The 24,727-nt window shown below is 63.9% G+C and carries 27 protein-coding genes; 14 read left to right on the top strand and 13 right to left on the bottom strand.

Features of this window, described 5'->3' with window-relative positions; translation table 11 throughout:
• The first annotated feature begins 132 nt into the window (after window positions 1–132).
• Together N7E70_RS06585 and N7E70_RS06580 are read left to right on the top strand one after the other, a co-directional pair.
• Window positions 133–888 carry a TerC family protein gene (locus N7E70_RS06585; RefSeq protein WP_067956922.1) on the top strand — a complete coding sequence of 252 codons (756 nt, stop codon included), beginning with the start codon at window positions 133–135 and terminating at the stop codon, window positions 886–888.
• A gap of 221 nt (window positions 889–1,109) precedes the next feature.
• Window positions 1,110–1,820, top strand: coding sequence for a DNA helicase (locus N7E70_RS06580; RefSeq protein WP_263005858.1), 711 nt, complete (start codon window positions 1,110–1,112; stop codon window positions 1,818–1,820).
• Window positions 1,821–1,865: 45 nt separating this feature from the next.
• Here N7E70_RS06580 and N7E70_RS06575 read toward each other — a convergent pair whose 3' ends face one another.
• Window positions 1,866–2,228 (bottom strand): VOC family protein, encoded by a 363-nt coding sequence (locus tag N7E70_RS06575; RefSeq protein ID WP_263005857.1) that lies wholly within the window; start codon window positions 2,226–2,228, stop codon window positions 1,866–1,868.
• A gap of 11 nt (window positions 2,229–2,239) precedes the next feature.
• On the bottom strand, window positions 2,240–2,725 hold the full coding sequence (locus N7E70_RS06570; protein ID WP_263005856.1) for an SRPBCC domain-containing protein: 486 nt from the start codon (window positions 2,723–2,725) through the stop codon (window positions 2,240–2,242).
• Between the two features lie 51 nt (window positions 2,726–2,776).
• Here N7E70_RS06570 and N7E70_RS06565 point away from each other — a divergent pair, with 51 nt between their 5' ends.
• A complete protein-coding gene (locus tag N7E70_RS06565; protein WP_067956912.1) occupies window positions 2,777–3,100 on the top strand; it encodes an ArsR/SmtB family transcription factor in 324 nt (107 codons plus the stop codon).
• 25 nt (window positions 3,101–3,125) lie between these two features.
• Here N7E70_RS06565 and N7E70_RS06560 read toward each other — a convergent pair whose 3' ends face one another.
• Window positions 3,126–3,476: a winged helix-turn-helix transcriptional regulator gene (locus N7E70_RS06560; protein WP_263005855.1), complete on the bottom strand. Its 351-nt coding sequence runs from the start codon at window positions 3,474–3,476 to the stop codon at window positions 3,126–3,128.
• Window positions 3,477–3,658: 182 nt separating this feature from the next.
• On the opposite strand from N7E70_RS06560, the gene N7E70_RS06555 reads away from it, so the two are divergent.
• The 4 genes from N7E70_RS06555 (at window position 3,659) to N7E70_RS06540 (ending at window position 6,949) form a co-directional block, all read left to right on the top strand.
• Window positions 3,659–4,309 carry a glutathione S-transferase family protein gene (locus N7E70_RS06555; RefSeq protein ID WP_263005854.1) on the top strand — a complete coding sequence of 217 codons (651 nt, stop codon included), beginning with the start codon at window positions 3,659–3,661 and terminating at the stop codon, window positions 4,307–4,309.
• A 162-nt stretch (window positions 4,310–4,471) separates the two neighbouring features.
• Window positions 4,472–5,185 carry an MASE1 domain-containing protein gene (locus N7E70_RS06550; RefSeq protein WP_263005853.1) on the top strand — a complete coding sequence of 238 codons (714 nt, stop codon included), beginning with the start codon at window positions 4,472–4,474 and terminating at the stop codon, window positions 5,183–5,185.
• Between the two features lie 46 nt (window positions 5,186–5,231).
• A complete protein-coding gene (locus N7E70_RS06545) occupies window positions 5,232–6,170 on the top strand; it encodes an IS481 family transposase (protein WP_263005546.1) in 939 nt (312 codons plus the stop codon).
• Between the two features lie 2 nt (window positions 6,171–6,172).
• Window positions 6,173–6,949 carry a GGDEF domain-containing protein gene (locus tag N7E70_RS06540; protein ID WP_263005852.1) on the top strand — a complete coding sequence of 259 codons (777 nt, stop codon included), beginning with the start codon at window positions 6,173–6,175 and terminating at the stop codon, window positions 6,947–6,949.
• A 9-nt stretch (window positions 6,950–6,958) separates the two neighbouring features.
• Here N7E70_RS06540 and N7E70_RS06535 read toward each other — a convergent pair whose 3' ends face one another.
• Entirely contained in the window at window positions 6,959–7,765 is an 807-nt protein-coding gene (locus N7E70_RS06535) for an MBL fold metallo-hydrolase (RefSeq protein WP_263005851.1), read from the bottom strand.
• Window positions 7,766–7,930: 165 nt separating this feature from the next.
• Between N7E70_RS06535 and N7E70_RS06530 the strand changes: the two genes are divergently transcribed.
• The 3 genes from N7E70_RS06530 to N7E70_RS06520 all read left to right on the top strand — a co-directional run bounded on the left by N7E70_RS06530 (window position 7,931) and on the right by N7E70_RS06520 (window position 10,434).
• Window positions 7,931–8,680 (top strand): YebC/PmpR family DNA-binding transcriptional regulator, encoded by a 750-nt coding sequence (locus tag N7E70_RS06530; RefSeq protein WP_067956900.1) that lies wholly within the window; start codon window positions 7,931–7,933, stop codon window positions 8,678–8,680.
• 230 nt (window positions 8,681–8,910) lie between these two features.
• Complete coding sequence (locus N7E70_RS06525) at window positions 8,911–9,222, top strand: SelT/SelW/SelH family protein (protein WP_263005850.1); 312 nt, start codon at window positions 8,911–8,913, stop codon at window positions 9,220–9,222.
• A 135-nt stretch (window positions 9,223–9,357) separates the two neighbouring features.
• Window positions 9,358–10,434 carry a D-alanine--D-alanine ligase family protein gene (locus N7E70_RS06520; protein WP_263005849.1) on the top strand — a complete coding sequence of 359 codons (1,077 nt, stop codon included), beginning with the start codon at window positions 9,358–9,360 and terminating at the stop codon, window positions 10,432–10,434.
• 34 nt (window positions 10,435–10,468) lie between these two features.
• Here the strand turns inward: N7E70_RS06520 and N7E70_RS06515 are convergent, their stop codons facing one another.
• Window positions 10,469–10,954 carry an anthrone oxygenase family protein gene (locus N7E70_RS06515; RefSeq protein ID WP_263005848.1) on the bottom strand — a complete coding sequence of 162 codons (486 nt, stop codon included), beginning with the start codon at window positions 10,952–10,954 and terminating at the stop codon, window positions 10,469–10,471.
• Complete coding sequence (locus N7E70_RS06510) at window positions 10,951–11,796, bottom strand: NAD(P)H-binding protein (protein WP_263005847.1); 846 nt, start codon at window positions 11,794–11,796, stop codon at window positions 10,951–10,953. Before N7E70_RS06510 ends, N7E70_RS06515 begins: the two co-directional genes overlap by 4 nt.
• A gap of 98 nt (window positions 11,797–11,894) precedes the next feature.
• Between N7E70_RS06510 and N7E70_RS06505 the strand changes: the two genes are divergently transcribed.
• On the top strand, window positions 11,895–12,521 hold the full coding sequence (locus N7E70_RS06505) for a TetR/AcrR family transcriptional regulator (RefSeq protein ID WP_263005846.1): 627 nt from the start codon (window positions 11,895–11,897) through the stop codon (window positions 12,519–12,521).
• Window positions 12,522–12,548: 27 nt separating this feature from the next.
• Here the strand turns inward: N7E70_RS06505 and N7E70_RS06500 are convergent, their stop codons facing one another.
• Together N7E70_RS06500 and rpmE are read right to left on the bottom strand one after the other, a co-directional pair.
• Window positions 12,549–13,112 carry a hypothetical protein gene (locus N7E70_RS06500; RefSeq protein ID WP_263005845.1) on the bottom strand — a complete coding sequence of 188 codons (564 nt, stop codon included), beginning with the start codon at window positions 13,110–13,112 and terminating at the stop codon, window positions 12,549–12,551.
• 36 nt (window positions 13,113–13,148) lie between these two features.
• Complete coding sequence (rpmE, locus tag N7E70_RS06495) at window positions 13,149–13,370, bottom strand: 50S ribosomal protein L31 (RefSeq protein WP_067956883.1); 222 nt, start codon at window positions 13,368–13,370, stop codon at window positions 13,149–13,151.
• Between the two features lie 188 nt (window positions 13,371–13,558).
• Here rpmE and N7E70_RS06490 point away from each other — a divergent pair, with 188 nt between their 5' ends.
• On the top strand, window positions 13,559–15,364 hold the full coding sequence (locus N7E70_RS06490; protein WP_263005844.1) for an ABC transporter transmembrane domain-containing protein: 1,806 nt from the start codon (window positions 13,559–13,561) through the stop codon (window positions 15,362–15,364).
• A 4-nt stretch (window positions 15,365–15,368) separates the two neighbouring features.
• Here N7E70_RS06490 and N7E70_RS06485 read toward each other — a convergent pair whose 3' ends face one another.
• Together N7E70_RS06485 and N7E70_RS06480 are read right to left on the bottom strand one after the other, a co-directional pair.
• Complete coding sequence (locus N7E70_RS06485; protein ID WP_263005843.1) at window positions 15,369–16,058, bottom strand: nitroreductase family protein; 690 nt, start codon at window positions 16,056–16,058, stop codon at window positions 15,369–15,371.
• 135 nt (window positions 16,059–16,193) lie between these two features.
• Window positions 16,194–19,130, bottom strand: coding sequence for an autotransporter outer membrane beta-barrel domain-containing protein (locus N7E70_RS06480; protein WP_263005842.1), 2,937 nt, complete (start codon window positions 19,128–19,130; stop codon window positions 16,194–16,196).
• A gap of 856 nt (window positions 19,131–19,986) precedes the next feature.
• Between N7E70_RS06480 and N7E70_RS06475 the strand changes: the two genes are divergently transcribed.
• Window positions 19,987–20,322, top strand: coding sequence for a helix-turn-helix transcriptional regulator (locus N7E70_RS06475; RefSeq protein WP_263005841.1), 336 nt, complete (start codon window positions 19,987–19,989; stop codon window positions 20,320–20,322).
• Here the strand turns inward: N7E70_RS06475 and N7E70_RS06470 are convergent.
• The gene (locus N7E70_RS06470) at window positions 20,319–21,971 is read right to left on the bottom strand and encodes an FAD-binding dehydrogenase (RefSeq protein WP_263005840.1); all 1,653 of its coding nucleotides are present in this window, start codon (window positions 21,969–21,971) and stop codon (window positions 20,319–20,321) included. The genes N7E70_RS06475 and N7E70_RS06470 overlap by 4 nt on opposite strands.
• 182 nt (window positions 21,972–22,153) lie before the next feature.
• Complete coding sequence (locus N7E70_RS06465) at window positions 22,154–23,638, bottom strand: carboxypeptidase M32 (RefSeq protein WP_263005839.1); 1,485 nt, start codon at window positions 23,636–23,638, stop codon at window positions 22,154–22,156.
• 137 nt (window positions 23,639–23,775) lie between these two features.
• Here N7E70_RS06465 and N7E70_RS06460 point away from each other — a divergent pair, with 137 nt between their 5' ends.
• Window positions 23,776–24,129, top strand: a complete 354-nt coding sequence (locus N7E70_RS06460) for a DUF1304 domain-containing protein (protein ID WP_263005838.1) — start codon at window positions 23,776–23,778, stop codon at window positions 24,127–24,129.
• Between the two features lie 55 nt (window positions 24,130–24,184).
• Here N7E70_RS06460 and N7E70_RS06455 read toward each other — a convergent pair whose 3' ends face one another.
• Window positions 24,185–24,607 carry a hypothetical protein gene (locus tag N7E70_RS06455; RefSeq protein WP_263005837.1) on the bottom strand — a complete coding sequence of 141 codons (423 nt, stop codon included), beginning with the start codon at window positions 24,605–24,607 and terminating at the stop codon, window positions 24,185–24,187.
• Between the last annotated feature and the right edge of the window lie 120 nt (window positions 24,608–24,727).

The following is a 24,727-nucleotide window of genomic DNA, read 5'->3' as shown; positions in this document are numbered from 1 at the left end:
GCCCGCCGCACGTCAGCATATGTTAGAGCATGATGCATCTATCCGGATGCACCATGTCTCGGCACTGTAGCATGTGAACGAGCGGCCGCCGGCCGCTCGCATCGTATCCAGAAGAACAACGGGGACACTTAGATGATCGAATTCCTGGCGCCGTATTTCGGCTTCATCAACGACCCGACCGCCTGGGTGGCACTGCTGACCCTGATCGCGCTCGAAGTTGTGCTCGGCATCGACAATTTGATCTTCATCTCGATCCTGACCAACAAATTGCCTGAGCACCAGCGCGCCAAGGCGCGGCGGCTCGGCATCGGGGCGGCGCTGATCATGCGCCTGGTGCTTTTGGCCACCATCTCCTTCATCGTCGCGCTGACGGCACCCGTCTTCACGGCCTTCGGCCACGGCTTCTCCTGGCGCGACTTGATCCTGATCGCTGGCGGCCTGTTCCTGGTCTGGAAGGCGACCAAGGAAATCCACCACTCGGTCGATCCCGAGGACCACAAGGACGAGATGGTGTCGCGTACGCTGCAGCTTTCGATGGGCGCTGCGATCTTCCAGATCCTGCTGCTCGACCTGGTGTTCTCGATCGACTCGATCATCACCGCTGTCGGCATGACCGACGAGATCGGCATCATGTACATCGCCGTGATCGTCGCCGTGACGGTAATGCTTTTGGCTGCAACGCCGCTCGCGACCTTCATCGAGAAGAACCCGACGATCGTCATGCTGGCGCTCGGCTTCCTCTTGATGATCGGCATGACGCTGATTGCCGATGGTTTCGGCTATCATGTGCCCAAGGGCTACATCTACGCCGCCATGGGCTTCTCGGCGCTGGTCGAGGGCCTCAACATGCTGCAGCGGAACCGCCGCAGGAAAAGTGGCGGTCACTGATGAACATGACGACGGCGGGCCAAAAGCCCGCCGTTTTCGTCTCGGCCAGCGATTTCACACCGACCGGAACCGGGCTATCATTTGATTCTGGCGCGGCCCACGCCTCCCCCCTCCAGCGGGAAAGTACTGATCGTGCAGGGTGCCTAAATCACCGAACCATCTGTTCGAGCACGTGCATAAGGAGGGGTTGCGACGACAGCTCGTATCTGGAGGTTCGCACAATGAAACTATCCGCGCCCATTCCTGTGCTGAAGCGCAAGGCCAGGCTTCTGGCCAGGACGAAGACGATCCCACTTCATCAGGCACTCGACGAGGTGGCAGCCGGCGAAGGCATTGCCGGCTGGAGCCTGCTTGCCGCCAAGGCCGCTGCCGTGCGCCCGGCGGAAAGACTGTTCGCACGGCTCGCTCCCGGCGACATGGTCCTGCTCGGCGCGCGGCCCGGCCAGGGCAAGACGCTGATGGGTCTCGAACTCGCCGTCGAGGCGATGAAATTGGGCCATCGCGGCAGCTTCTTCACGCTCGAATACACTGAAAAGGAAGTGCTCGATCGCTTCCGCGCCATCGGCGCCGACCGGGCGCAGTTTGGCAACCTGTTTGAGCTCGACAGCTCCGACATCATCAGCGCGGCCCATATCGCCGGGCGCATGGCTTCGGCGCCGCGCGGCACGATGGTGGTGGTTGATTACCTGCAACTGCTCGACCAGAAGCGCGACAATCCGAAGCTGATGGAACAGGTGCGGGCGCTGAGAGCACTGGCGCGCGACAAGGGGCTGATCGTCGTGATGATCTCGCAGATCGACCGCTCCTACGACCCGGCAACGAAGACGATGCCCGACCTCGGCGACGTCAGGCTGCCCAATCCGCTGGATCTCAAGCTGTTCGACAAAGCCTGCTTTCTAGCCAATGGCGAAGTGCGAGTCCACTCGGTTTGACAAGACCGGGCGGCGGGAATGCCCGCCTCCCGAACTGTTCCAGCCTCACCAGGCGTCGGGTTCGCGCACCATGTGCACGATGTTGGCCGGGTTCATGATCCAGCCGCCACGGAAGGTTTCGTCGAGCGGCTCGATCGGGTCGCAGCGCACCGCACCGGCATCGCCGAGTTGCTTGAGCGTGCCGGCAAAATCGGGCGTGAACAGCTCCAGCCAGACCTCAGCCTGGCTCATGGTCGGGGCCTCGTCGATCCAGAGCTGGTTCGGGCCGAGCTTGAAGCCAACCGCGGGCAGCTTCTCAGGGATACCCTCGAGGCCGACTACGTCGCGGTAAAAGGCGATGGTCGCCTCGTACTGGTGGCTCGGCACCTTCATGGCGATGTTCATGCCGCCTTCGATCTTGGCACCCATTGTCTCTCTCCTCACTTGCGTTCGCTTGTCGTCGGCAACTCGCCGCGCATCTCTGAGGGGTAGAAACCCTCGCGCAGGTTGATGCCGTATTCGAGCCAGGCCTTCATCGCCGACAGCATTTCCGCCCAGCCCTCGCAGTTGCCGTAGGACGCCTTGCGCCCGACCGCGTCCTCAACCCAGCCAGATTCGCCGATGGTGACGAAGGTCGAGCCGTCCTCGAGCACGTCGAAGCCCATCTCGATCCGGGTTTTGTAGGACGGCTGGCCCTCGGCCACCTCGGCGTCCCAGCGCAGTACGATGCGCTTGTCCAACTCGATCTCGTCGACCTCGACCGGCACCGAACCCCACCAGGTGACGGTGGTTCCGGCGACCAGCGGCGCGCTGGCGCCGTTCAGCGTGGTGAAATAGCCGCTCAGCTTCTTCGGATTGACGACCGCGTCGAACACCTCGTGGACGGGCTTGGCGATACGTCCCGAAACCTTGAACCCCAAGGACATTGTCAGCCTCCTATGCTTGCACGCGGCAACAATGTGTTATAAAATTATAACATGTCAAGCGATTCGAAAGACGACAATGTTTTCAAGGCTCTGGCGCATCCGCGCCGGCGATTGATGCTGGACGTGCTGAAGGATGGCGCGCTGACGACGGGCGCCCTGTGCGAGCGTTTCGACGACATGGACCGCTGCACCGTGATGCAGCATCTGAAGGTTCTGGAGGAGGCCGAACTGGTGGTCGCCCGGCGCGAAGGCCGCGAACGCTGGAACCACCTCAACTCGATGCCGATCAAAGAGATTCACGACCGCTGGATCAGCGAATATGCCAGCCACGCGATGAGCATTCTCGATCGGCTGAAGCTCGACCTGGAAGGCTGAGGCGCGTCCCGTGCTTTGATGTCAGCTAGTGACCAGGCGATTTCGCCTTCCGCGCCTCGATGGCGGCGCCATGCTCCTTGCCCCAGCTGGCGAGCGGTCCGAGCGCTTCATCGAGCGACTGGCCGAGCGGCGTCGCCGAATACTCGACGCGCGGCGGCACCTCATGAAAGATCTCGCGGTGGACGAGACCGTCGGCCTCCATTTCGCGCAATTGTTGGATCAGCATCTTCTCGCTGATGTCAGGCACCAGCCGCTTGAGCTCGCCGAAGCGGCGCGGCTCGGTGTGCACCAGCCACAGGATCAACGCCTTCCATTTGCCGCCGATGAGCTGGAAGGCGGGGCCGAGGCCACAACTTTCTGGCTGCGTCTTCGCCAAGAAATCCTCAATTCTCACTTTGAAGTCAGTACCTTACCGAAATGTAGGTACTTGTTGGAACGAGTTCAATGCATAGGTTCTGCGGCATGCCGCGACTGTCTCGCGGTCCGATTTCAAGAGGATATGACATGGAACCTGTGCTCTTTTACGGCGTGCCGCATGGTTGATCGTTCGGCTCGATCGTGGCACTCGAATGGCTCGGCCAGCCCTACCGCCTGCACCGCATAGACATGACAGCCAAGCATTCCCGCACCTTCGCCAGGGTCAACCCGCTCGGCCAGACGCCGGCGATGGTCACCGGGGATGGCGGCACGCTGACCGAGAGCTTGGCGATCCTGCACAACATCGCCGCGCGCGACCTCGACAATGGCCTCGGCTTTGCCCAGGGCAGCAAGGAATTCGACCGGCTGAACTGGATGCTGTCCTACCTGCACACCACGCTGCATTCCGATCTCGGCTATGGCTGGAACGCCTTCAAGCTGGTCGAAGACGACGACGCCGGGCGCAACATGCTGCGCAAGATGGCGCGCGAAAAGGCAGCCATGGACTTCGCCTTCCTGCAGCGCGTGCTCGAAAACAGCGAATGGCTGATTGGCAACCACAGAACCGTGGCCGACGCCTACTTCATCGGCATCGCGCGCTGGGGCTCGGATCTCGACTTGTTCGACATGGCGAGCGAGTTCCCCGGCATCCACAAGCACATGGCAAAACTCGAAGCCGACCCGGCGGTGATCTTCGCCCATGCCATCGAGGAGGAGCGGGAAGCCGTGTCATTGGGCGGGTTCCGCGGTCACGCCACGGTCGAGGAGCTGGAGCCGCGCATCGCCACTTGACCTGTCACGTCTCTCGCACCCATCGGTTGCGGAGGCATCAACGCGGCCAGCGAAATGCTTGGACGTGGCCAGCATCTCAATGTACATCAGAAGGAACTTATTAAGCTCGGATAAACGCTTGTTGGCCAACAATCCGAATAGGAACGTGCATACGGACGGGGAATGCTGACTGCCACCCGGGAACTGCCTGTCAGGCCAGACACGGAACCGCAACTTGCGATTGCTCTGATCGTTGCCGGCATCGTCTTCCTCGCATCGTTCTTCGGCATACTGACGCGGCCGGTCGGCTTCCTCGCCGCGGTCTGGCCGGCGAACGCCATCCTGCTCGGCATGATGGTGCGCAACCCGAGCTACGCCACGCCACTGGGCTGGCTCGCTGCCTTCGTCGGCTACATCGTGGCTGACCTTTCAACAGGTGGAAACTTCTTCGTCACGCTGTGGCTGACGACTGCCAACATCACCGGTGCGCTGACCGGGTACCTGCTGTTCCGGCTGGTGCCGGAGAGCGACCGCTGGCTGCAACGGCAGTCATCGGTGCTGCACCTCTTCGCCATCTGCTGCGCGGTGGCACTGGCCGCCTCGATCGCCGGCGGCGGCGCGGCACGCCTTTTGTTTGGCAAGGACTTCTTCAGCGGCATCACCTTCTGGTTCATCACCGAACTGGTCAACAGCCTGATCATCCTTCCGGTGCTGCTGACCTTCCCCGGCTTCCGCAGGCTGCGCGAGCATTGGCCGGCCGGTCTTTCGCCCGCGCTCTTCCAGCATGCCTTGCCGGCGCTGGTGCTGGTGGCTTCGGTTGGGCTTGCCATCATGCTGGGCGGACCAGGTGCTCTAGCTGTCGAAGCTATGAAGGTTGTTCATTCGAGGAGGGACTGAGAAGCTGGGGTTGCGAAGCCAACCAACCTTCAGTGGAGCTCCCCGAATGAACGTCCATAAGAATGCGCGTCTGACGCCGTCAGGTCGAGTGCTTTTGGTGCAACGAATTGAACAGGGCTGGAGCGTGCGGCGTGCTGCCGGTTCGGCCGGGGTTTCGGAACGAACGGCTTATCGCTGGCTCGACCGCTACCGGGCCGGCGACCGGGTTCTGCACGATCGCAGTTCGGCGCCGCACCGCTGCCGGCATCGGCTGGCAGCCATGCAGGTGTCGCGGATCGAGCAGTTGCGGCGCCAGCGCATGACCGGGCCGGCAATTGCCCGGTCCTTGGGCCTGGCGCGCTCGACGGTGGGCCTTGTGCTGCGCCGGCTAGGACTGAACCGGCTGGCCTGGCTCGATCCCCGGCCCCCGGTGTTGCGCTACGAGCGGCAGCGGCCGGGCGAACTGATCCATATCGACATCAAGACCCTGGGCCGTATCGACGGCGTTGGCCATCGGATCACGGGTCAGCACCAAGGCCATCATCGCGCCCGAGGCATCGGCTACGAACACCTGCATGTCGCCATCGACGATGCCTCGCGCCTCGCCTATGTCGAACTGCTGCCCAGCCTGGGCCGGGATGATGCCACCGGGTTCCTCAACCGGGCACTGGCCTGGTACGCCAGGCTGGGCGCCAGGGTTGAGCGGGTGATGACCGACAACGGCTCGGCGTATCGCTCCAAACTGTTCGCCCAGGCACTCCAAGGTGCCGGTGCCCGACACATCCGCACAAGGCCCTACACCCCGCGCACCAACGGCAAGGCCGAGCGCTTCATCCAGACTTCGCTGCGCGAATGCGCCTATGCCAGGCCATACGCCTCATCGAACGAACGCGCCAAGGCCATTCACCAATGGGCAGCCAACTACAACCTGGCACGCCCACACTCGGCCCTTGGAGGCATCAGCCCGTTCCAAAGACTGAACAACCTTCTTGGAAACGACATCTAGCGATGCCCATCCCTGCCCTGCTCTGGTGCTCGCTGACCTACAGGACGTTCACCACCTCGGTGCTGACCATGCTGCTGAGCGTGTGGTTGCTGATCTCGATCCCGGCAAACCTCATCCCGTTGCCGGAACTGCCCGACCCGCTGCGCTCGCTCGACTCGCTGCGGCTCGGCATCGCCCTGATGGCGCTCTGTCCGCTGACTGTTGCCAGCATCAACGCCGCCCGCGTCGAGCTGATCGAACGACTGTCGCGCGCGGCCAACCACGACTCGCTGACCGGCGCGCTGTCACGCGGTGCCTTCATCGAGCGAAGCGAAGCCTGCCTGCAAGCGAACCGGGACCAAGGCACGGCGCTGCTGATGCTCGACATCGATCACTTCAAGAACATCAACGACCGATTCGGCCATGCCGGCGGCGACGCGATGCTGAAGGAATTTGTCGTCCTGATCTCCCGTCTGCTGCGCCCGGCCGACCTGTTCGGCCGCATGGGTGGCGAAGAGTTCGCCGTGGTGCTGCCGGGCCTCGACATGATCGCGGCAACCTCCGTCGCCGAGCGCATCCGCCAGGCACTTGAAATGCGGGCGATCGAGATGCCGTCGGGCGGCGAGGTGTGGGCCACCGTCAGTATCGGCGTGGCGACGCGCGCGCCGGGGGAATACACTGATTTCGACGACATGATGCTGGCCGCCGACCGCGCGCTCTACGAAGCCAAGGAAGCTGGACGCAACATGGTTCGGGTCGGCGCCCGGCAGCCCGAGGCAACATCGCCGACCTTGAACTGAACGCTGAGGTCAGACACCGTCGAGAATGACGATGGTTGGCCGCGATGGCAGCGACCGCAGTGACACGGTGAGCGAACGGCTGTTGCGGAATTCGACGGCAAAACCATCACCCATCATGCCGGTGAACTCGCCAATCGGGGTGGAATGCCGATGCATCGGAAGGATCATCGACGAATAGAGCCTGGTCGTGATCTCGGTCATCGCATCGATCGACAAGGTCATGCCGCCGTCGATCGGCACCATGACGACGTCGAGCCGGCCGATGGCGCCATAATGTGCGTCCTCGAGCCGGTGATGCAGATGGCCGAGATGGCCTATGCACAGGCCGGCGACCTCGAAGATGAAGATCGAATTGCCGTCGCGCTCCATCTCGCCAAAGCGCCTGATATCGGTCGGCACGTTGCGGACATAGACATCGTCGACGACCAGCGCATGCCTGGCCGGCCCGCCCTCGGGGTTCCAGCCGCGCAGGACATGGTCGATGTCCTGGTCCGGCATGTCGGTGTAGTGGGTGGGGTGTGCCTTGTTCATGGTGACGATGCGCGGCAACGGACTCGAGCCGTAAATGCCGCTGTAATCGGTGGCGATGCGGACGCCGCCAGGCGTCTCGATGACATAGGTCGAGTGGCCGGCATAGGTGATGGAGACGTCGCCATCGACGAACGTCTGGGCCTGATAGAAGCTGGCATAGGTGACGTCGGGCAGCGCCTGCGCGATAGCCATGCATTTGCTCGGCACCGGATCGTCCGCCGCCCATGTCGGGATCGACGCTGAAAGCAGGGTGGCAAGACAGGCGGCGAACAGGCGAAGGGGCATGGCGCTCTCGGGCGTTCGGGGCGAAACGCACTATCCCAGCAGCGGCGCGACGCACGGAGTCACGTTTTCGCGAGGGCCGGGAAGCCTTGAAGTCTGGACGTATTGAGCCGATTTATCTATAAGGCGGCCCATTCAAACACTGCCGAAGCGACAAACAGGGGTCCCATGGCCGGCCATTCACAGTTCAAGAACATCATGCACCGCAAGGGCCGCCAGGATGCGGTGCGGTCCAAGATGTTCTCCAAGCTTGCACGCGAAATCACCGTTGCAGCAAAGACCGGCGTGCCCGACCCCTCGATGAACCCGCGCCTTCGCCTTGCCGTCCAGAACGCCAAGGCGGTGTCGATGCCCAAGGACAACATTGCCCGCGCCATCTCCAAGGCCTCGATGGGCGACGCCGAGAACTACGAAGAAGTGCGCTACGAAGGTTATGGCCCGGGTGGCGTGGCGCTGATCGTCGAGGCGCTGACCGACAACCGCAACCGTTCGGCGTCCAACGTGCGCGCAGCCTTCACCAAGGCCGGCGGGGCACTGGGCGAAACAGGTTCGGTGTCGTTCATGTGGGACCGCGTCGGTGAAATCGTCTATCCGGCAGGCGCCGGCGACGCCGACAAGGTCATGGACGCGGCCATCGAAGCCGGTGCCGACGACGTGCAGTCGGATGAAGACGGCCACACCATCACCTGCGCTTTCGAAAACCTCGGCGAAGTGTCCAAGGCGCTCGAAAGCTCGCTCGGCGACGCCGAGTCGGTGAAGATCATCTGGAAGCCGCAGAACAACATCCCCGTCGACGAAGAACGCGCCCAGTCGCTGATGAAGCTGGTCGGCACGCTCGAAGACGACGACGACGTGCAGAACGTCTACGCCAACTTCGAGGTCGACGAGGCGACGATGGCCAAGCTCAGCGCGGCTTGATTTTTGACACGCCCCGGCAAACCCGGGGCGTTTTCGTTTGACGCCTTTTCTCCAGCGTCCTTCGAAGCCCGCTCCGCGGGCACCTCAGGAAGAGGACCGCGGCGTCCGGCACGACTATGCGCTGCCCGTTGCCCGAACGTCGAAGAGTGGGCGGATGGCACGAACTTCTCTCATCCTGAGGTGCCGCGAAGCGGGGCTCGTAAGACGCACAACACAGCACCGGGTTGCGAATGACCGACTCCCTCCTGCCCCAGATCCGCATCACCTACTGCACCCAGTGCATGTGGCTGCTTCGTGCCGGCTGGATGGCGCAGGAGCTGTTGTCGACATTCGGCACCGAGCTTGGCGAGGTGACGCTGGTGCCGGGCACAGGCGGCGTGTTTACCATCACCTGCAATGACACGTTGGTGTGGGACCGTAAGCGCGACGGCGGCTTCCCCGATGCGGCCAAGCTGAAACAGCTGGTGCGCGACATCATCGACCCCGAGCGCGATCTCGGCCATTCCGACAGGAAGGGTCACAAGACCAAGGACCAGGCCTGAGCGCCTGCCCACGGCGAAAATCGCGCAAGAACGCCGCGCCCTGAAACGGCGCCACAGATAAACTCGAATTGCTGAGCAAGCAGGGACATCGCGCCGCGGCATGGCGCGAACCTGGCGGCAGAGCGGAAAGCATCCATGACCACCAAACCAAGCATCGCAGTTCTTTTCGGCGGACGCTCCTCCGAGCACGACGTCTCGCTCATGTCGGCAAGCAACGTCGTCAAGGCGATCGACGCGTCCAGATACGAGGTCGTGCCCATCGGCGTCGCCCGCGACGGCCGCTGGTTCCTGGCCCAACTCGACCGCGACGGCGCACTGCCCAAGGCCGTGCCCATCGGGGGCGCCGAGGTGGCGCTGGTGCCGGGCGGCAAAGGGCGGCTGATCGCCCTGCCAGCCGGCGAAGTGCCGTTCGAGTTGCCCAGGGTCGACGTGCTGTTTCCGGTGCTACATGGCCCGTTCGGCGAGGATGGCGCGGTCCAAGGTTTGGCCGAGGTGGCCGACATTCCTTATGTCGGCTCGGGCGTGCTCGGCTCGGCCAACGCAATGGACAAGGACGTCGCCAAACGGCTGATGAGAGAGGCCGGGGTGCCGGTGGCGCGTGGTGTGACCGTGCATTTCGGTGTCCGTCCCACGTTCGACGCCATCAAGGCCGAGCTCGGACTGCCTGTTTTCGTCAAGCCGGCACGGCAAGGCTCATCCGTCGGCGTCAGCAAGGCCGAGACGGCGGAACAGCTGGACAAGGCGCTGGCCGAGGCTTTCAGATATGACCGCAAGGTGTTGATCGAGGAGTTCGTCGACGGCCGTGAGGTCGAATTCGCCGTGCTCGAGGCGCCCGATGGATCGCTCTCCGTCTCCGTGCCGGGCGAGATCGCACCAGCGGCGAGCCACGGCTTCTACACCTATGAGGCCAAGTACATCGATGCCGACGGCGCTGCCTTGCGCATCCCGGCGGACCTGCCCGATGCGGCCAAGGCCAGGCTGCAGGAGGTTGCCCGCAGCGCCTTCTTGGCGCTCGGCTGCGAGAGCATGGCGCGCGTCGACTTCTTTGTGAAGGCGGACGGGTCGGCGCTGGTCAACGAGGTCAACACCATTCCCGGCTTCACCAACATAAGCATGTATCCGAAGACCATGGCAGCCTCCGGCGTGCCCTACCCCGATCTGGTCGGGAAGCTGATCGAACACGCCGTGGCGCGCTGGAAGCGCCAAGGCTGAGACAAAAAGGCCGGGTCAACCCCGGCCTTCTTGTTCATGCGGCACGGAAAGCCATGGCGAACGACGCCAGTGACACCACGCAGGCGACCGTACGGGCATGGTTCCACGGCAGCCACTCGTTGAGATAGCGAGCCCATATCGCGGCACCCTCGGCACTTGCCGGATCGACGGCGGCGAGCGCATCGTTGAGCGGCACGTTGAACACCATCGTCACCAGGAAGCATCCGACCAGGTAGGCGACGCTGCCGGCGAGCAGCCAGGCCGAGCCGGCCTCGGCCCAGCCGAAAATCGCCTTGGCGCCGAGGACCAGCGACAGCACCACGAGCCCCATGAACACAAGCATGAACAGCGGGTTGATGATGGTGACGTTGATCTGCTGCATGGCGGCGATGCCTTGCGCTGCCGGCAGGCGCGCGAACGACGCCATGATGGTGTTGGAGAAGATGAAGAACAGGCCGGCGGCGATGCCGGTGCCGAGCATGGCGGCGAAGACGAGTGCGGTGAAAACGGGCGCGATCATTGTGCTTCTGCCCAGATGCCGGCTGCGGCGGCATTGTTGGCATAGTCTGTGAAGTCGCGCGGGGCGCGGCCGAGCGCCCGGCTGACACCGTCCACAACATGCTGGTTGCGGCCGTCGAGCACCTCGGTGAACAGCATCATCAACAGGTCGATGAGCTCCTGGGGCAGTTGCTGGTCGGTGAGACCGGCCTTGAAGTCGGCAACGCTGATCTCGACGAAGCGGATATCGCGACCGGCGGCGGCTGAAATCTCGGCGACGGCGTCAGCGAAGGTCAGCATGCGCGGTCCGGTGAGTTCGTAGAGCTGGCCGATATGGCGGTCGTCTGACAAGGCGGCGACAGCGGCATCGGCGATATCGTCGGTATCGACGAACGGCTCACCTACAGCGCCGACCGGCAGCGCCACCTCGCCCGAAAGCACGGCGTCGAGCAGGAAACTCTCGCTGAAATTCTGCATGAACCAGCTGCAGCGCAGGATGGTCCAGTCGGCGCCGGACTGCTGGACCCTTTCCTCGGCGCGCTGCGCCTCGGGCTCGCCGCGCCCGGACAAAAGCACCAGGCGCTTGACGCCCATACCGACGGCGAATTCGGCGAAGGCGCCGACTGCCTCGGCGGCACCTGGGGCCGCGAGGTCGGGATAGTAGCAGATGTAAACGGCACCGGCGCCCTCGACTGCGCCCGGCCAGCTGGAGCGGTCATCCCAGTCGAAGGACGGGGTGGCGCCGCGTGAACCGATACGGACCGGCAGGTTGCGCTGTGCAAGCTGTTCGGCAATGCGGCGGCCAGTCTTGCCGGTGCCGCCGAGGATGAGAATTGGCTTCATGTCATGCTGAGATACGGTCATTTTGGCCTCCTTCATTAATGTGAGCATTCCTCACATTTGCAAATGTGATAAACCCTCATATTATGGCGGTCAAGCGGATTCGTTGCGGGCGAGGAACCATGGAAGCGATCGAAGACATCTCGGGCCAGGCGCTGCGGCGCGCACCGAGCCAGAAACGCAGCCAGGAGCGCGTCGAGCGCATGCTGCAGGCCGCGAGCACGCTGATCTCGGAAGGCGGCAGCGACGCCATGCGCATGGGCGAGGTGGCCGAACGCGCCGGCGTGTCGATCGGCTCGCTCTACCAGTACTTTCCCGACAAGGGCGCGATCATCCGCACGCTGGCCGAGCGCTACAATGCCGAAGGCCGCGCCTGCATTTCAGACGGGCTGGCGGGCGTTGGCGACATGAAGGGGCTGATCGACGCCTTCGGCGGGCTGATCGACGTCTATTACGGCATCTTCGTCGCCGAACCTGTGATGCGCGACATCTGGTCGGGCACGCAGGCCGACAAGGCGCTGCGCGACATCGACCTGCGCGATTCCAGGGCCAATGGTGCGCTGCTGGCAGAGGCGTGGCAGCGGGTCGCGCCCGCTGCAGATGCTGCCGAGATAGAGCGCAAGGCGTTCCTGATCATGTCGCTGGGCGAAGCAACGATGCGGCTGGCGATTTCGGTCGACCGCGGCGAAGGCGACGCGCTGGTGGCCGACTACAAGGCGATGGCGCTGCGGGAGATGGGGGCGACCTAGCCTGAGAAAACGCTGGTGGAACTGTGACTAGCCCGCACCGAATTGGCGCTGGAGCATTTCGGTTCGTTCATCGTCGTCACAAAGCGCAAGGCGTCCCAGTGACAACTGCTTGCGGTGCAAGGCGACGACGGCCAGCGCGCAGGTCACGACCGATGGTTCCGACTCGGTCCCCAAGTCGCGCAAGGCGAACTCAAAGAGACGTTGCCATGCATCGGCATAGTCGCGTTCCAGCCATTCGGGAATCGGTGGATTTCGTGGAAAGACCAGCCGCGCTTCCTCGACCGTTGCCGCCAGACCATAGAGCGCCCAGTGTGCATGACGGCGTTGGGAGGAGATGCCGACAAGCGCAGGAATAGCTGCGTAGGACGCCTCGCCGACATCGCCCTGATGATGCAGCTCATTCAAGATTTCCTCCCAGGCGGCGCTGTCGCGGTAGTTCCTGGAAAGTGCAGCGAAGGCTTGACGGGCGTCATAAGCGACTTTGTATCCGCCAGCCAGGCGAGACCATCGTTCATCACTCAACTTCAGCCCGACGTGCCTCCCGTGAAGCGAGATGAATATCCCGTCCGCCGGCAACAAAAAACCCGCCACGAGGGCGGGTTCTTGGTATCCTTGAAGCGGGCCGGCTTAGATGCCGAGGCCTTCGTAGCGCTTCTTGAACTTCGACAGACGGCCGCCGCGGTCGAGCAGGTTGTGCTGGCCGCCGGTCCAGGCCGGGTGCGTGGTCGGGTCGATATCGAGGTTCATCGTATCGCCTTCCTTGCCCCAGGTGGAGCGGGTCAGGTATTCGGTGCCATTGGTCATGACGACCTTGATGGTGTGGTAGTCGGGATGGATATCGGCTTTCATCGCTCTGTTCCTGCTGTCACGGCGCGGCTTGCGCAGGTATCCTGCGGCGATGCGCCTCTTTCGAAAATTCGAAGCCACGGCTAGATAGGCCACGGCTTCAGAAACGGTCGGCGTGCCTATACATCAGCCGATTTCGAATCACAAGGCCGCGCAGCCGGCAAATGGCCCGCGGCCGAGAGGGAATTGACATGGCGAACACAACAACGGCCGCCAATGAACAGCGCCGACGTTCGCTCCGCCCGCTGAGCAGGCTTTCGCCCTACCTCTACCGCTATCCCAGGCTGGTCATCGGCGCCATCATTTCGCTTGTCGCCGCCGCCGTCACCACGCTGACCCTGCCGATCGCCGTGCGCCGGATGATCGACCACGGCTTCTCCTCCGCCGATTCGAGCTTCATTGCCAAATATTTCGCCATGCTGGTGGCGATCGCTGCACTGCTCGCGCTGGCCTCTGCCTGCCGCTACTATTTCGTCATCACGCTCGGCGAGCGTGTCGTCTCCGACATCCGCCGCGACGTCTTTTCGCACGTCACCTCGCTTTCTCCGGCCTTCTTCGACACGGCGATGTCGGGCGAGATCGTGTCGCGGCTTGCCGCCGACACCACCCAGATCAAGTCGGCCGTCGGCGCCACCGCCTCCGTCGCCCTGCGCAACATCATCCTCGGCCTTGGCGCGCTCGCCATGATGGTGGTGACGAGCCCGAAGCTGTCGGGCCTCGTCATTGCCGCGATTCCGCTGATCGTGTTGCCGCTGGTCGCCTTCGGTCGCTCGGTCAGGCGCAAGTCGAGGCTGGCGCAGGACACGCTGGCCAACGCCACGGCCTTTGCCAGCGAGCAGATCGGCGCCATCCGCACACTCCAGGCCTTCACCAATGAAAAGCTCGTCACCGGCCGCTTTGCTGCTGCCGTCGAGACCGCCTTCAACGCCGCCCGCGCCTCGGTGCTGGCGCGCGCCGTGCTGACCTTCTTTGCCATCTTCACCATCTTCGCTTCGGTCGTGGCGGTGCTGTGGTTCGGGTCGCGCGATGTGCTCGAAGGCGTGGTCTCGCCCGGCACGCTCGGCCAGTTCCTGCTTTATTCGGTGTTTGCAGCCGGCGCGCTTGGCGCGCTTTCCGAGGTGTGGGGCGAACTCAGCTCCGCCGCCGGTGCTGCCGAACGCATCACCGAGATCCTCGCCGAAGAGCCGACGGTTGCAGCCCCGGCTACGCCGATCGCCCTGCCCGCCAGGTGCAGCGGCGCGATCGAATTCCGCGACGTGACCTTTTCCTATCCGGTCAGGCCCGACCGCGCCGCCGTGCATGGCCTGAGCTTCACCGTCAAGCCGGGAGAAACAGTGGCCATCGTAGGCCCCTCGGGCGCTGGCAAGAGCACGGTGTTTTCGCTTCTGCTGCGCTTCTACGATCCCGAAGCCGGCGCTGTGCTGATCGACGGGGTCGATCTCCAGAAGGCCGACCCGCAGGCCGTGCGCGACCGCATTGCCATCGTGCCGCAGGACGTGACGGTCTTTGCCAGCACGGCAGGCGAGAACATCGGCTTCGGCCGGCCTGGTGCTTCGCAGGCCGACATCGTCAAGGCAGCCGAGGCCGCGCTCGCCGTCGAGTTCATCGAGAAGCTGCAGGACGGCTATGACACCGAAGTCGGCGAACGCGGCGTCACGCTCTCCGGCGGTCAGCGCCAGCGCATCGCCATTGCCCGCGCCATCCTGCGCGACGCGCCTATCCTGTTGCTCGACGAGGCGACATCGGCGCTCGACGCCGACAGCGAGCGGCAGGTCCAGACGGCGCTCGAGCACCTGATGCAGGGGCGCACCACTATCGTCATCGCACACCGGCTGGCAACCGTGCTGAAGGCCGACCGCATCCTGGTCATGGATGGCGGCCGCATTGTCGAGGAAGGCACCCATGCCAGCCTCGTCGCAAAGGGTGGCATCTATGCCCGCCTCGCCAAGCTGCAATTCGACACCGGCGCCAGCGCCTTCCAGGGCGCCGCGGAATAACGCCTCACAGGAAGGTCGCGATCTCCGACAGCGGACGCTTCTCCGTGGCATGCACGGGGATGGTGGCGCCCTCCTTGGGATAGCCGACGACCATCAGGATGTAAGGCTTGTCGTGCGGGTCGCGGCCGCAGATCTGGTTGAGGAAGCTCATTGGGTTCGGCGTGTGTGTCAGCGTCGCCAGGCCAGCGCGGTGCAGCGCGGCGATCAGGAAGCCGGTGGCGATGCTGACCGATTCGGGCACGTAATAGTTCTTGCGCGAGACACCGTCGGCCGAGCGGCTCTTGCGCTCGCCGAAAATGCAGATCAGCCAGGGCGCCTCTTCCAGGAAGGGCTTGGAGGCATCGGTACCTAGCGGCGCCAGCGCCTTCAGCCACTCCTCGCCGGCGCGGCCCTCGTAGAAAGCACGCTCCTCGATCTCGGCCGCTTCGCGAATCTGGCGCTTGATGTCAGCGTCGCCGATGACGGCGAAATGCCAAGGCTGGTGATTGGCGCCATTGGGCGCTGTGCCGGCGGCGAGAATGCAGGTTTCGATGATGTCCCGCGGTACTGGCCGCGTCGAGAAATCGCGCACCGTATGGCGCGTGCGAATCTCGTCGTAGAACGACTGTGCGCCGGCACGCATCTCCTCGACCGGCTTTTCCCGGTAGTCGGGCAGCGGCAATGTGCGATAGGCGTGCGTGGTTGAGACAGTCACGTGTTCCTCCCCGGAAAATCTCGATTGCGGCGACAATCTCCAATGCCGCCGCCCGCGTCAACGGGGATTGGCGATGCCGTGACCGGCGTCGCCTGGGGGATTGGCGGCGCCGTGACCGGCGCCGGCTGTCCGTTCCTAGAACTTCACGCCGAGGCTTGCCTTGACGCCGTGATCGCGGGCGCCGTTGGCGACCTGGCCGTTGTAGCTCAGGCCGAGATTGGCCTTGGGCGTGATGGCGAAGTCGAGGCCGGCCTCGATGAGCAGCGCATCGCGGGCGATCGGCGCACCATGGACGGTGAAGCTGTCGCCGCCGCCGGCGAAGGCCACCGTGGAAGCGGGCGTGACATCGCCGAAGGCATGGCGCCAACCGAGGCCACCGCGCACCGTCGCCTTCGCGTCGCCAAGGTTGACGTCGCTTGCGGCGCGCAGGCCGAGCGTCGTCGTGGTGCTGTCGAAGCTCTTGTCGGTGCTGGTCAGCGCAGCCGCGCCGACGGTTTCGGTGAAGCCGTCGGTCGAGGTCGAAACATAGGCAAGTCCGGCGAAAGGCTCGAAGGCGACGCGGCCCATTTCCACCTTGTAACCCGTCTCGACGAAGGCCTGCGCCGTGCCGGCATCGTAGCTGGCCTTGAGCGTTTCGGTGAGACCGGGGAACGAGACCGTGCGGCTCGTGTCGATCGCATGTCTGGTGTAGGACGCCCCGGCGCGAAGAGCGATGGCGCCGAAATGGCGACCGCCATAGACCCCGACATGGAAGTTGTCGCTGTCGCCCGAAGCTGCGCCGTCATCGGCGTCGAAGCTGGTGCGGCTGTAGCCGCTGAGCAGGCCAATGCGCCAGCCATCGCCGACGATGGTGTCGCCACCGGCGACGAGGCCGCCGCTCGCGTGCTTGAAGCCGCCCGCATTGCCGTCGCCGTCGAACGAACCCCAATTGCCCAGCGCCTGGCCCCAGACGACGAAACGGTCGGTATCGGCAGCGACAAGTTCGAGCCCGCCCTCGCCATAGCCCATGACAGTCAGATCGGGTGCCGCGACATCGCCGAAGGCCGAGCGCACGCGGTCGTTGGCGAACTCGCCGAGGAACTGGCTCGTCTGCGTCGTACCGCCGCTGACCGAGGCGTGCACATCGCCGGCAAGCTGCTGCAGCGCGTCGCGTGCCTCGTCCTCGTCCGTCGACATCAGCAAGGCCGAGCGCACCGGATTGCCACTCGGCAGATTGTCGACGGCACCCGCGACGGCCGACTGGTTCGGCGACTGGGCGACCTCCTCGACCGACAGGTCGTTGCGGCTGAGCGCCAGCGTTACGTCATTGCCGTCGCCACCGGTGTAGCTGATGAGATGATTGAGGAAGAGCAGGTTGTTGAGGTTACCGACCGAGGCGAAGGTTCCGGTGACGGCGTCACCGCCATCATTGGCGATGATCGTGAACGGCCCGTTGAGCGGATCCCAGCCTCCGGTCGCGCTCGGGTCGTTGGGTGTCAGTACCAGATTGAGCGTCGCACCCGATATGTCGACCGTGCCGTTGACCGTCAGCTTGTCGGCTGTCGTCGGCGTCGCCTCGATCTCGAGGATGCCGTGATTGACGTAGTCGCCGTTGACGGTCTGGGTATGGACGAGGCCCGTTGTAGCCGGGTTCGCCTTGTCGCCCACAGCATGCGCTGCACCTGATGCGATTGTCACGTTGCCGACAACCGTGCCGCTGCCGCCGAACCGAGCGCCGGAGTCAACGGAGACTGGCCCAGCCAGCGTACCAATGCCCTTGTAACCGACATTCAGCATGCCGGCGTTGACGAAGGTTTCGCCGGCGAATGCGGAACTGTCGCCCCTTAATGTGATGGTGCCCGATCCCTGCTTGAAGAACTGACCCGCGCCGGCAAGCTGAACGTTCTGCGGCAGGTAGCCCAGGCCATTGGACATGTTGGAAATCAGCTTGCTGCCAGCGTCGATGGTGATCTTGCCATCGGTCCCACCCAACCAACCGCTCGCCCCGCCGTCACCGAACTGGAGTGTACCGCCGTTAGAGATCAGCACGGTGGCCGTGCCGCTGCCGCTGTTGCCAGCGCCGGTAAGGGTCAACTTGCCACCGCCAATATGCTGGAACGAGCCTGCGCTATTGATCTGGCCGGCAACAACGAGGTCGTCGGAGCGATTGAAAACCAGCGTACCGTGATTGTTGACCGCGCCGGCAAGAGAACCTGACGTGCCACCAGATCCCAGCTGCAACGTTGCGCCGCTGGAGATGGCCGTGCTTCCGGTAAAGATGTTGTTGCCGGTGAAAATCTGTGTCCCGCCATCGATGCTGATGCCAGCGCTGCCATCGATCACGCCGGAAAAGGTGCCGCTGGCCGCTGTGATGTTGAGAATCTTGTCAGCGAGCTTGACCAGACCGCTGCCCGTCAACGCCTTGATGCTGACGCCGCCACCCTTGTTCGAGATGTCGAACGTACCGTCGACCGTCAATCCGCTGGAGGCGCTGATGCTGCTGCTGCTGCCAACCATCTGGAGTGTCGTACCGGAGCCGATCGTGGTGGCGCCTGTATAGGTGTTGACCCAATCGCTGAGCTTCAGCGTACCGCCGCCGACAATGTCGAGCCCGGCTGACCCTTTGATGACCATGCCGATCTCGGCGGAAACTCCAGGACCCACATTTATCGTCGCCGAGCCGATTGCCGGCGCCAAGGTAAGCGAGTCGGAAGCAGTAGCCGTAAGCCTGTAGCCGCTGGCCGTGAAACGAAGTGTATCGAAATTCTGGTGCCCCTGGACGTTTACCCCTCCACCAGTGCCGCCGAACACCGCTGTGCCACCAACCCATTGCTGGTTTGTTGTGCCGGTGACGTCGGTCCAGTTGGTGCTGCCAGCAACCCATGTGCCGGCACCTCCATTGACGGCACCATTGGCAACGATGTCGGCACCATCCCAATACTGGTCTGCAAGGACCGGCGACGCAGCGCCGAGCACAACCGCCACGGCCGCGAGCGTCGCCAGCGCCGTGCCGGACCGCAAGGCGGCGAGACGGGCGATTGGTCGGTTCGAGGGTTGGCTGGAAGAGGTCCTGTTGGCTTGAGCCGATTCCAAATGAGTCCGCGCAGCAGAGCTGCGGTCAAAAAAAGGCATGATATCCCCACCACTTATATGCACGCCCAAACCGGGCAAAGGCATTGTGCGGAGACCCCAATCTCCACCCAAAACTCAACAATAGATTTTGCTTAGAACAGCCAAGCTTATTCAGCAACAGAGAATATTAGATATGAAGAATTAAACTTGCTTCAACTCGTACAACCGCCAACTCCACTCACGGACGTTTCGAGAAGACTCGCGCATGCAAGTGAAATGCGCCGGCAAATGCCAAATGGGGCAGCAGGCATTTGCGACTGTTCTACTCCCTCGATACACACCACGCCTCAAATGCCCTCGAACGAACAGATGAGAAGGTCATCAGTGATGTCCTGACCGCCCAGGGACCACCGATCGGCCCAGGCAGGCTGGAGCGAACCGCACAGGGCAAAAAGTGGCACACCCGAAAGAGCGCGCGTTCTGGAAAAAATGGCAGGCACTGCTTACTCCCCACCTGCCGTCGGGAGGGGAGCTTATCCCTCAGGCAGGCCCCTAAATGATGAGCCACACCTAAGCGACAACACCGTGGTTGGGAAGATTTCGTCCCGCGCCATTTTTGGGTCTAATTCCGGAAACCGGCATTTGACAGATTAGGGCCACGCGGCTCCAGCGGGCACCATGGCTCAAAACTTCACCGCCAAGCTGGCCCTAGCCCCGTGGTCACGCGTACTGTTGCCGATCTGGCCGACATAGGCCGTGGCAAGACGCATGCGCAGCTTCTCAGCTATCGGGCGCGAGGCCGCAGTCGATACCGCAACGCCCCCCCCGCCTGCGCCAAGCCGCCGAAGAGGAGGAAAGCCTGCTGCCGGGGGATATTTTGGCCGCGGCGCGGACGATCATCGACCAGCGCCAGTGCGATCCCGAGCTGTCGCCGCGACGCGTTGCCGCTGCCCTGGCATGCTCGCGCTCCGAGCTTTACCGTGCCTTCTCCGGACAAGCTGAGTCCGTCGCAGCCGCCATCTGGACAGCGCGGCTCGAACGCGCCCGGCGCGTGCTAACCTTGAGCCCGGCGCTCGACCTCAGCATCGCGCAGATCGCGGCCAATTGCGGTTTCCTCGACCCCTCGAACTTCAACCGCATGTTCCGCAATCGCTACGGCATGACGCCGCGCGAGATGCGCGAGCTGGACCGCGACAGGTCCGAAAACGGCTAGCGCGCCGCGTGCCGGCCGGCGTTGCGGCCGGAGAATATGCAACCGCCGAGGAAGGTGCCTTCGAGCGCGTTGTAGCCGTGATAGCCACCGCCGCCGAAGCCGGCGACCTCGCCGGCAGCATAGAGGCCGGGAATAGGCTCGCCATTGGCACCAAGCACCTGACCATTCAGATTGGTGTGCAGCCCGCCCAGCGTCTTGCGGGTGAGCACATTGAGGCGGACGGCGATCAGCGGGCCGTTGGCGGGATCGAGGATCTTGTGCGGCTTTGCCGTCCGCACCAGCCGGTCGCCGAGATAACGCCTGGCGCCATGGATGGCGGTGACCTGGGCGTCCTTGGAGTAGGGATTGTCGATCTCGCGGTCGCGCGCTGCGATCTGCGCATGCAACCGATCATGGTCGATGAGATCGTTGCCGGTAAGCGTGTTCATGCCGGCCACAAGATCACGGAGATTGTCGCGGACGACAAAATCCTCGCCGTGCTGCTTGAACGCTTCGACCGCCGGCGGCGCGCCCTTGGCGCGGCGGCTCTTCAACACCTCGACCCAGCGCTTGGAGGTCAGGTCCGGGTTCTGCTCCGAGCCGGACAGCGCGAACTCCCTCTTGATGATCTTCTGGGTCAGCACAAACCAGGAGTATTCGTGGCCGGCGGACAGGATGCGCCGGAGTGTGCCGAGCGTGTCGAAGCCAGGCAGGAACGGCGCTTCCAGCCGCTCGCCCAGCGCGTCGAACCACAGCGACGACGGCCCCGGCAGAATGCGGATGCCGTGGTTGGGCCAGATCGGGTCCCAGTTGGTCACACCTTCGGTGTAGTGCCACATGCGGTCACGGTTGATAACGGTGCCGCCGGCGGCTTCCGTGATCGCGACCATACGGCCATCGACATGGTGCGGCACGCCGGCGACCATCTTCTTGGGCGCCGGCCCGAGCCTGTCGGTCGGCCAAGCCGTTCGAACGAGGTCGTGATTGCCGCCGATGCCGCCCGAGGTAACGATGACGGCGTCGGCATGGAACTCGAAATCGCCTGTCACCTTGCGGCCGGATTGCTGGCCACGCTCGACGGCAGACGACTCCAGGATTTCGCCGGCGACACCGGACATTGCACCATGGGTCTTGATCAGCCGGCTGGCCTGATGACGGAATTTCAGCGCGATCCGGCCCGCCGCAGCATGATCGCGGACACGACGGACAAACGGTTCGAGCACGCCCGGGCCGGTGCCCCAGGTGACATGGAAACGCGGCACCGAATTGCCGTGGCCATGCGCCAGCGCGCCGCCACGCTCGGCCCAACCAACGACGGGAAACCAGCGCATGCCCTGGGCATGTAGCCACGGCCGCATCTCGCCGGCAGAGAAATCGATGAAGGCTTCGGCCACCTTGCGCGGCCAGAAATCTTCCGGCCGGTCGAACTGCGCCGAACCCATCCAGTCCTGCAATGCGAGTTCGCGGCTGTCCTTGATGCGCATGCGGCGCTGCTCGGGGCTGTCGACGAAGAACAGCCCGCCGAGCGACCAGAAGGCCTGGCCGCCAAGCGAATTCTCGTCCTCCTGCTCAAGGATGATGACCCGCTTGCCGGCATCGGCCAGCTCTGCCGCGGCAACCAGGCCGGCAAGTCCGCCACCGACAACGATCGCATCCGCCTGGTCAGCCAACTGCCCCTCCCAAGACATTCGTTGGTCAAGTGTCCGATAGGAGCAACGTTGCAATCAAGAAGAAACTGGGCTGACTCAGTTACCTTGCGGAAAGGGGGCGACCTGCCCCTCATCCCCTGCCAGACCTTCTCGCCGTAGAGACGAGGAGAAGGAGGCTGGCCGCAACGAGCCGGTGAGGAAGGTCAGGCCCCGTAGCGCTTCTTCAGATGTGCCGTGAAATGCGCAGCGTTGAGCTTTTCGCCGGTGGCGCGTTCGAGCAGGTCGGGGGTCGACCAGCGCGAGGCCTGTGACCAGATCTTGTCGCGACGCCAGTTGTTGACCGTTTCGAAATGACCGCGCGCGATCTCGTCGTCAACGGAAGGATGGTCCTTGATCAGCGTCGCCCATTGCTGCGCCGCCATCATCGCGCCGAGCGTGTAGGACGGGAAATAACCGAAGGCGGCACTCGGCCAATGCACGTCCTGCATCGGGCCGTCGGCAGGGTTGTCGATGGTCGACAGGCCAAGATAGTCGCGCATCCTGGCATCCCACGCTTCGGGCAGATCGGCGACCGACAGACGACCGGAGATCAGCTCCTGCTCGAGTTCGTAGCGGAGGATGACATGCAGCGGATAGGTGACCTCGTCGGCGTCGACGCGGATCAGGCCGCGCTCGACATGGTGCACATGCGGCAGGATCTCGTCCATCGACCAGCGCTCGCCGAGATGCTGCTCGACCAGCGGCAGCGCCCATTGCCAGAAGGTGGGGTTGCGGCCGAGCTGCTTTTCGACGAACAGGCTCTGGCTCTCATGCACAGCCATGCCGCGCGCCTTGCCGAGCGGCCAGTGCGACCAGGCTTCCGGCAAATTCTGTTCGTAGAGCGCATGGCCGGTCTCGTGCAGCACGCCCATCAGCGCCGACAGAAAGTCTGAGGTCTTGTAGCGCGTGGTGATGCGCACGTCCGACGGCACGCCGCCACAGAACGGGTGGTGCGACACAGAGAGGCTGCCGCGGGTCAGGTCGAAGCCGACCGCCCCCATCATCGCAAGGCCAAGCTCACGCTGGCGCTCGATGGCGTAGACGCCCGACAGCGGCCGCTTCGGGTGTTTGGCCAGGTGCTCCTGCTGCACAGCCAGCGCCTCCGGCACGAAGTCTTTCAGGAACGCCTTGAGGTCGGTGAAAACGGGCGTGATGTCGGCCGTGCGGTTGCCCGGATCATATTGCTCCATCAGCGCGTCGTAAGGATCGAGGCCGAGCGCCTGGGAACGCATCGCCGCCTCCTCGCGCGCAATTGCGACGATGCCTTCGAGCGCCGGCTGGAAACCGGCCCAGTCGTTCTTGGCCCTGAGGTCGCGCCACAGCTGTTCGCAGCGCAGACGGGCGGCGGTCTGGCGCTCGACAAATTCCGTCGGCAGGCAGGTCATGTTGGTGTACTGGCGGCGGAACTCGCGCAGTGCCACCGCCTGCTCGTCGTTTAGCGTTTCAGTTTCGGCTGCATTGATCCAGTCGGCGATTTCAGGCGCGGTTGCCTGGCGGTGATGCATGCCGGCAAGCGCCGAAAGTGCTTCGGCGCGCCTGGCGCCGCCGCCGACCGCCATGTGGGTGGCTTCGTCGGCGCCCAGTATGGCAAGCGCGTGTTCCAGCGCTTCGAGCTTGCGGCCGAGTTCGTCTAACCTTGCGAAGGACATGGCATTTCCTCTGTCTCAAATTCGCGGCGAGAGGATACCAATCCGTGCGCCTTCGCAAGACCGTTCGGCTGGTCCACCACTTGCCGGAACGGCAGCCGGCATGCTCAAGTTGTGCAACTGAGGTCGAAGGGGCGGCTATGGTCGGAAACATGCTGGTCGGGCTCGTCGCCCTGATCCATCTCTACATCGTCTATCTCGAAATGGTGCTGTGGGACACGCCGCGCGGCCACAAGGCGTTCGGCCTCAAGCCGGATTTCGCCACGGCATCGAAGGTGCTGGCCGCCAATCAGGGGCTGTACAACGGCTTCCTCGCCGCCGGCCTGATCTGGGGCCTGTGGCTGGGCCAGGCAGGCTTCCAGGTCAAGGTGTTCTTCCTGCTCTGCGTCGCCATTGCCGGGCTCTACGGCGCGGCAACCGTCAGCCGCAAGATCCTCTACATCCAGGCCTTGCCGGCAGCATTGGCGCTGGCGGCACTTTGGCTTGGCTGGTAGCCCGAAACCCATTCCCCCGGGGAGCGACCCGGGGGCAAGGGGTTCCTGAACGTGTCTAGTGGAGAGCCGCGTCGCGGTCGATCTGCAGGTCGAGACCGTCGACCTCAGCCATCAGTTGGTCGTACGCGGCCGCTGGAAGCTTGCTGCCGTCCCTGGCCGCATCACGGGCAGCGGTCCTGCGGATCATCGCTTCCTCGCCCCGCAGGCTGCGAACCTCGGACGGCGTGATCAGCCTCGCCCGGCGGTCGTTCATGATGCGTGCATCATCGCCCTGGAGATCGTCAAGGATGGCGCGAAGCTGGCCGCCAGGCGCATAGCCATAGGAAGGCGCCGGAGAGTCAGGCCTATCGCCGCCGCTCGGGCTGCTCTGGAACGAGAACTCCCGCATCGTTCCATGGTGCTCCTTGGCGAAAGCCGTCGCCAGAGGGGTTGCGATCAGGATTGCGGCAAGCGCCGCCTTGAATGCCATAGAGCGCATTTTGCGACTCCCAAGCTTGCGGGGCGCGACAGGACGTCCCGTCAACTACAGGCCGTCTGAAACCGTCGTGTCGCGGTGGGAGGTCATCGCCGGCGGTTCCCGGACTGCCTGCGAAAGCTA

Source organism: Aminobacter sp. NyZ550, assembly GCF_025628925.2.
GTDB lineage: Bacteria > Pseudomonadota > Alphaproteobacteria > Rhizobiales > Rhizobiaceae > Aminobacter > Aminobacter ciceronei.
The sequence above is the reverse complement of the archived record's forward strand: the minus strand, read 5'-3'. Positions and strand labels throughout refer to the sequence as shown.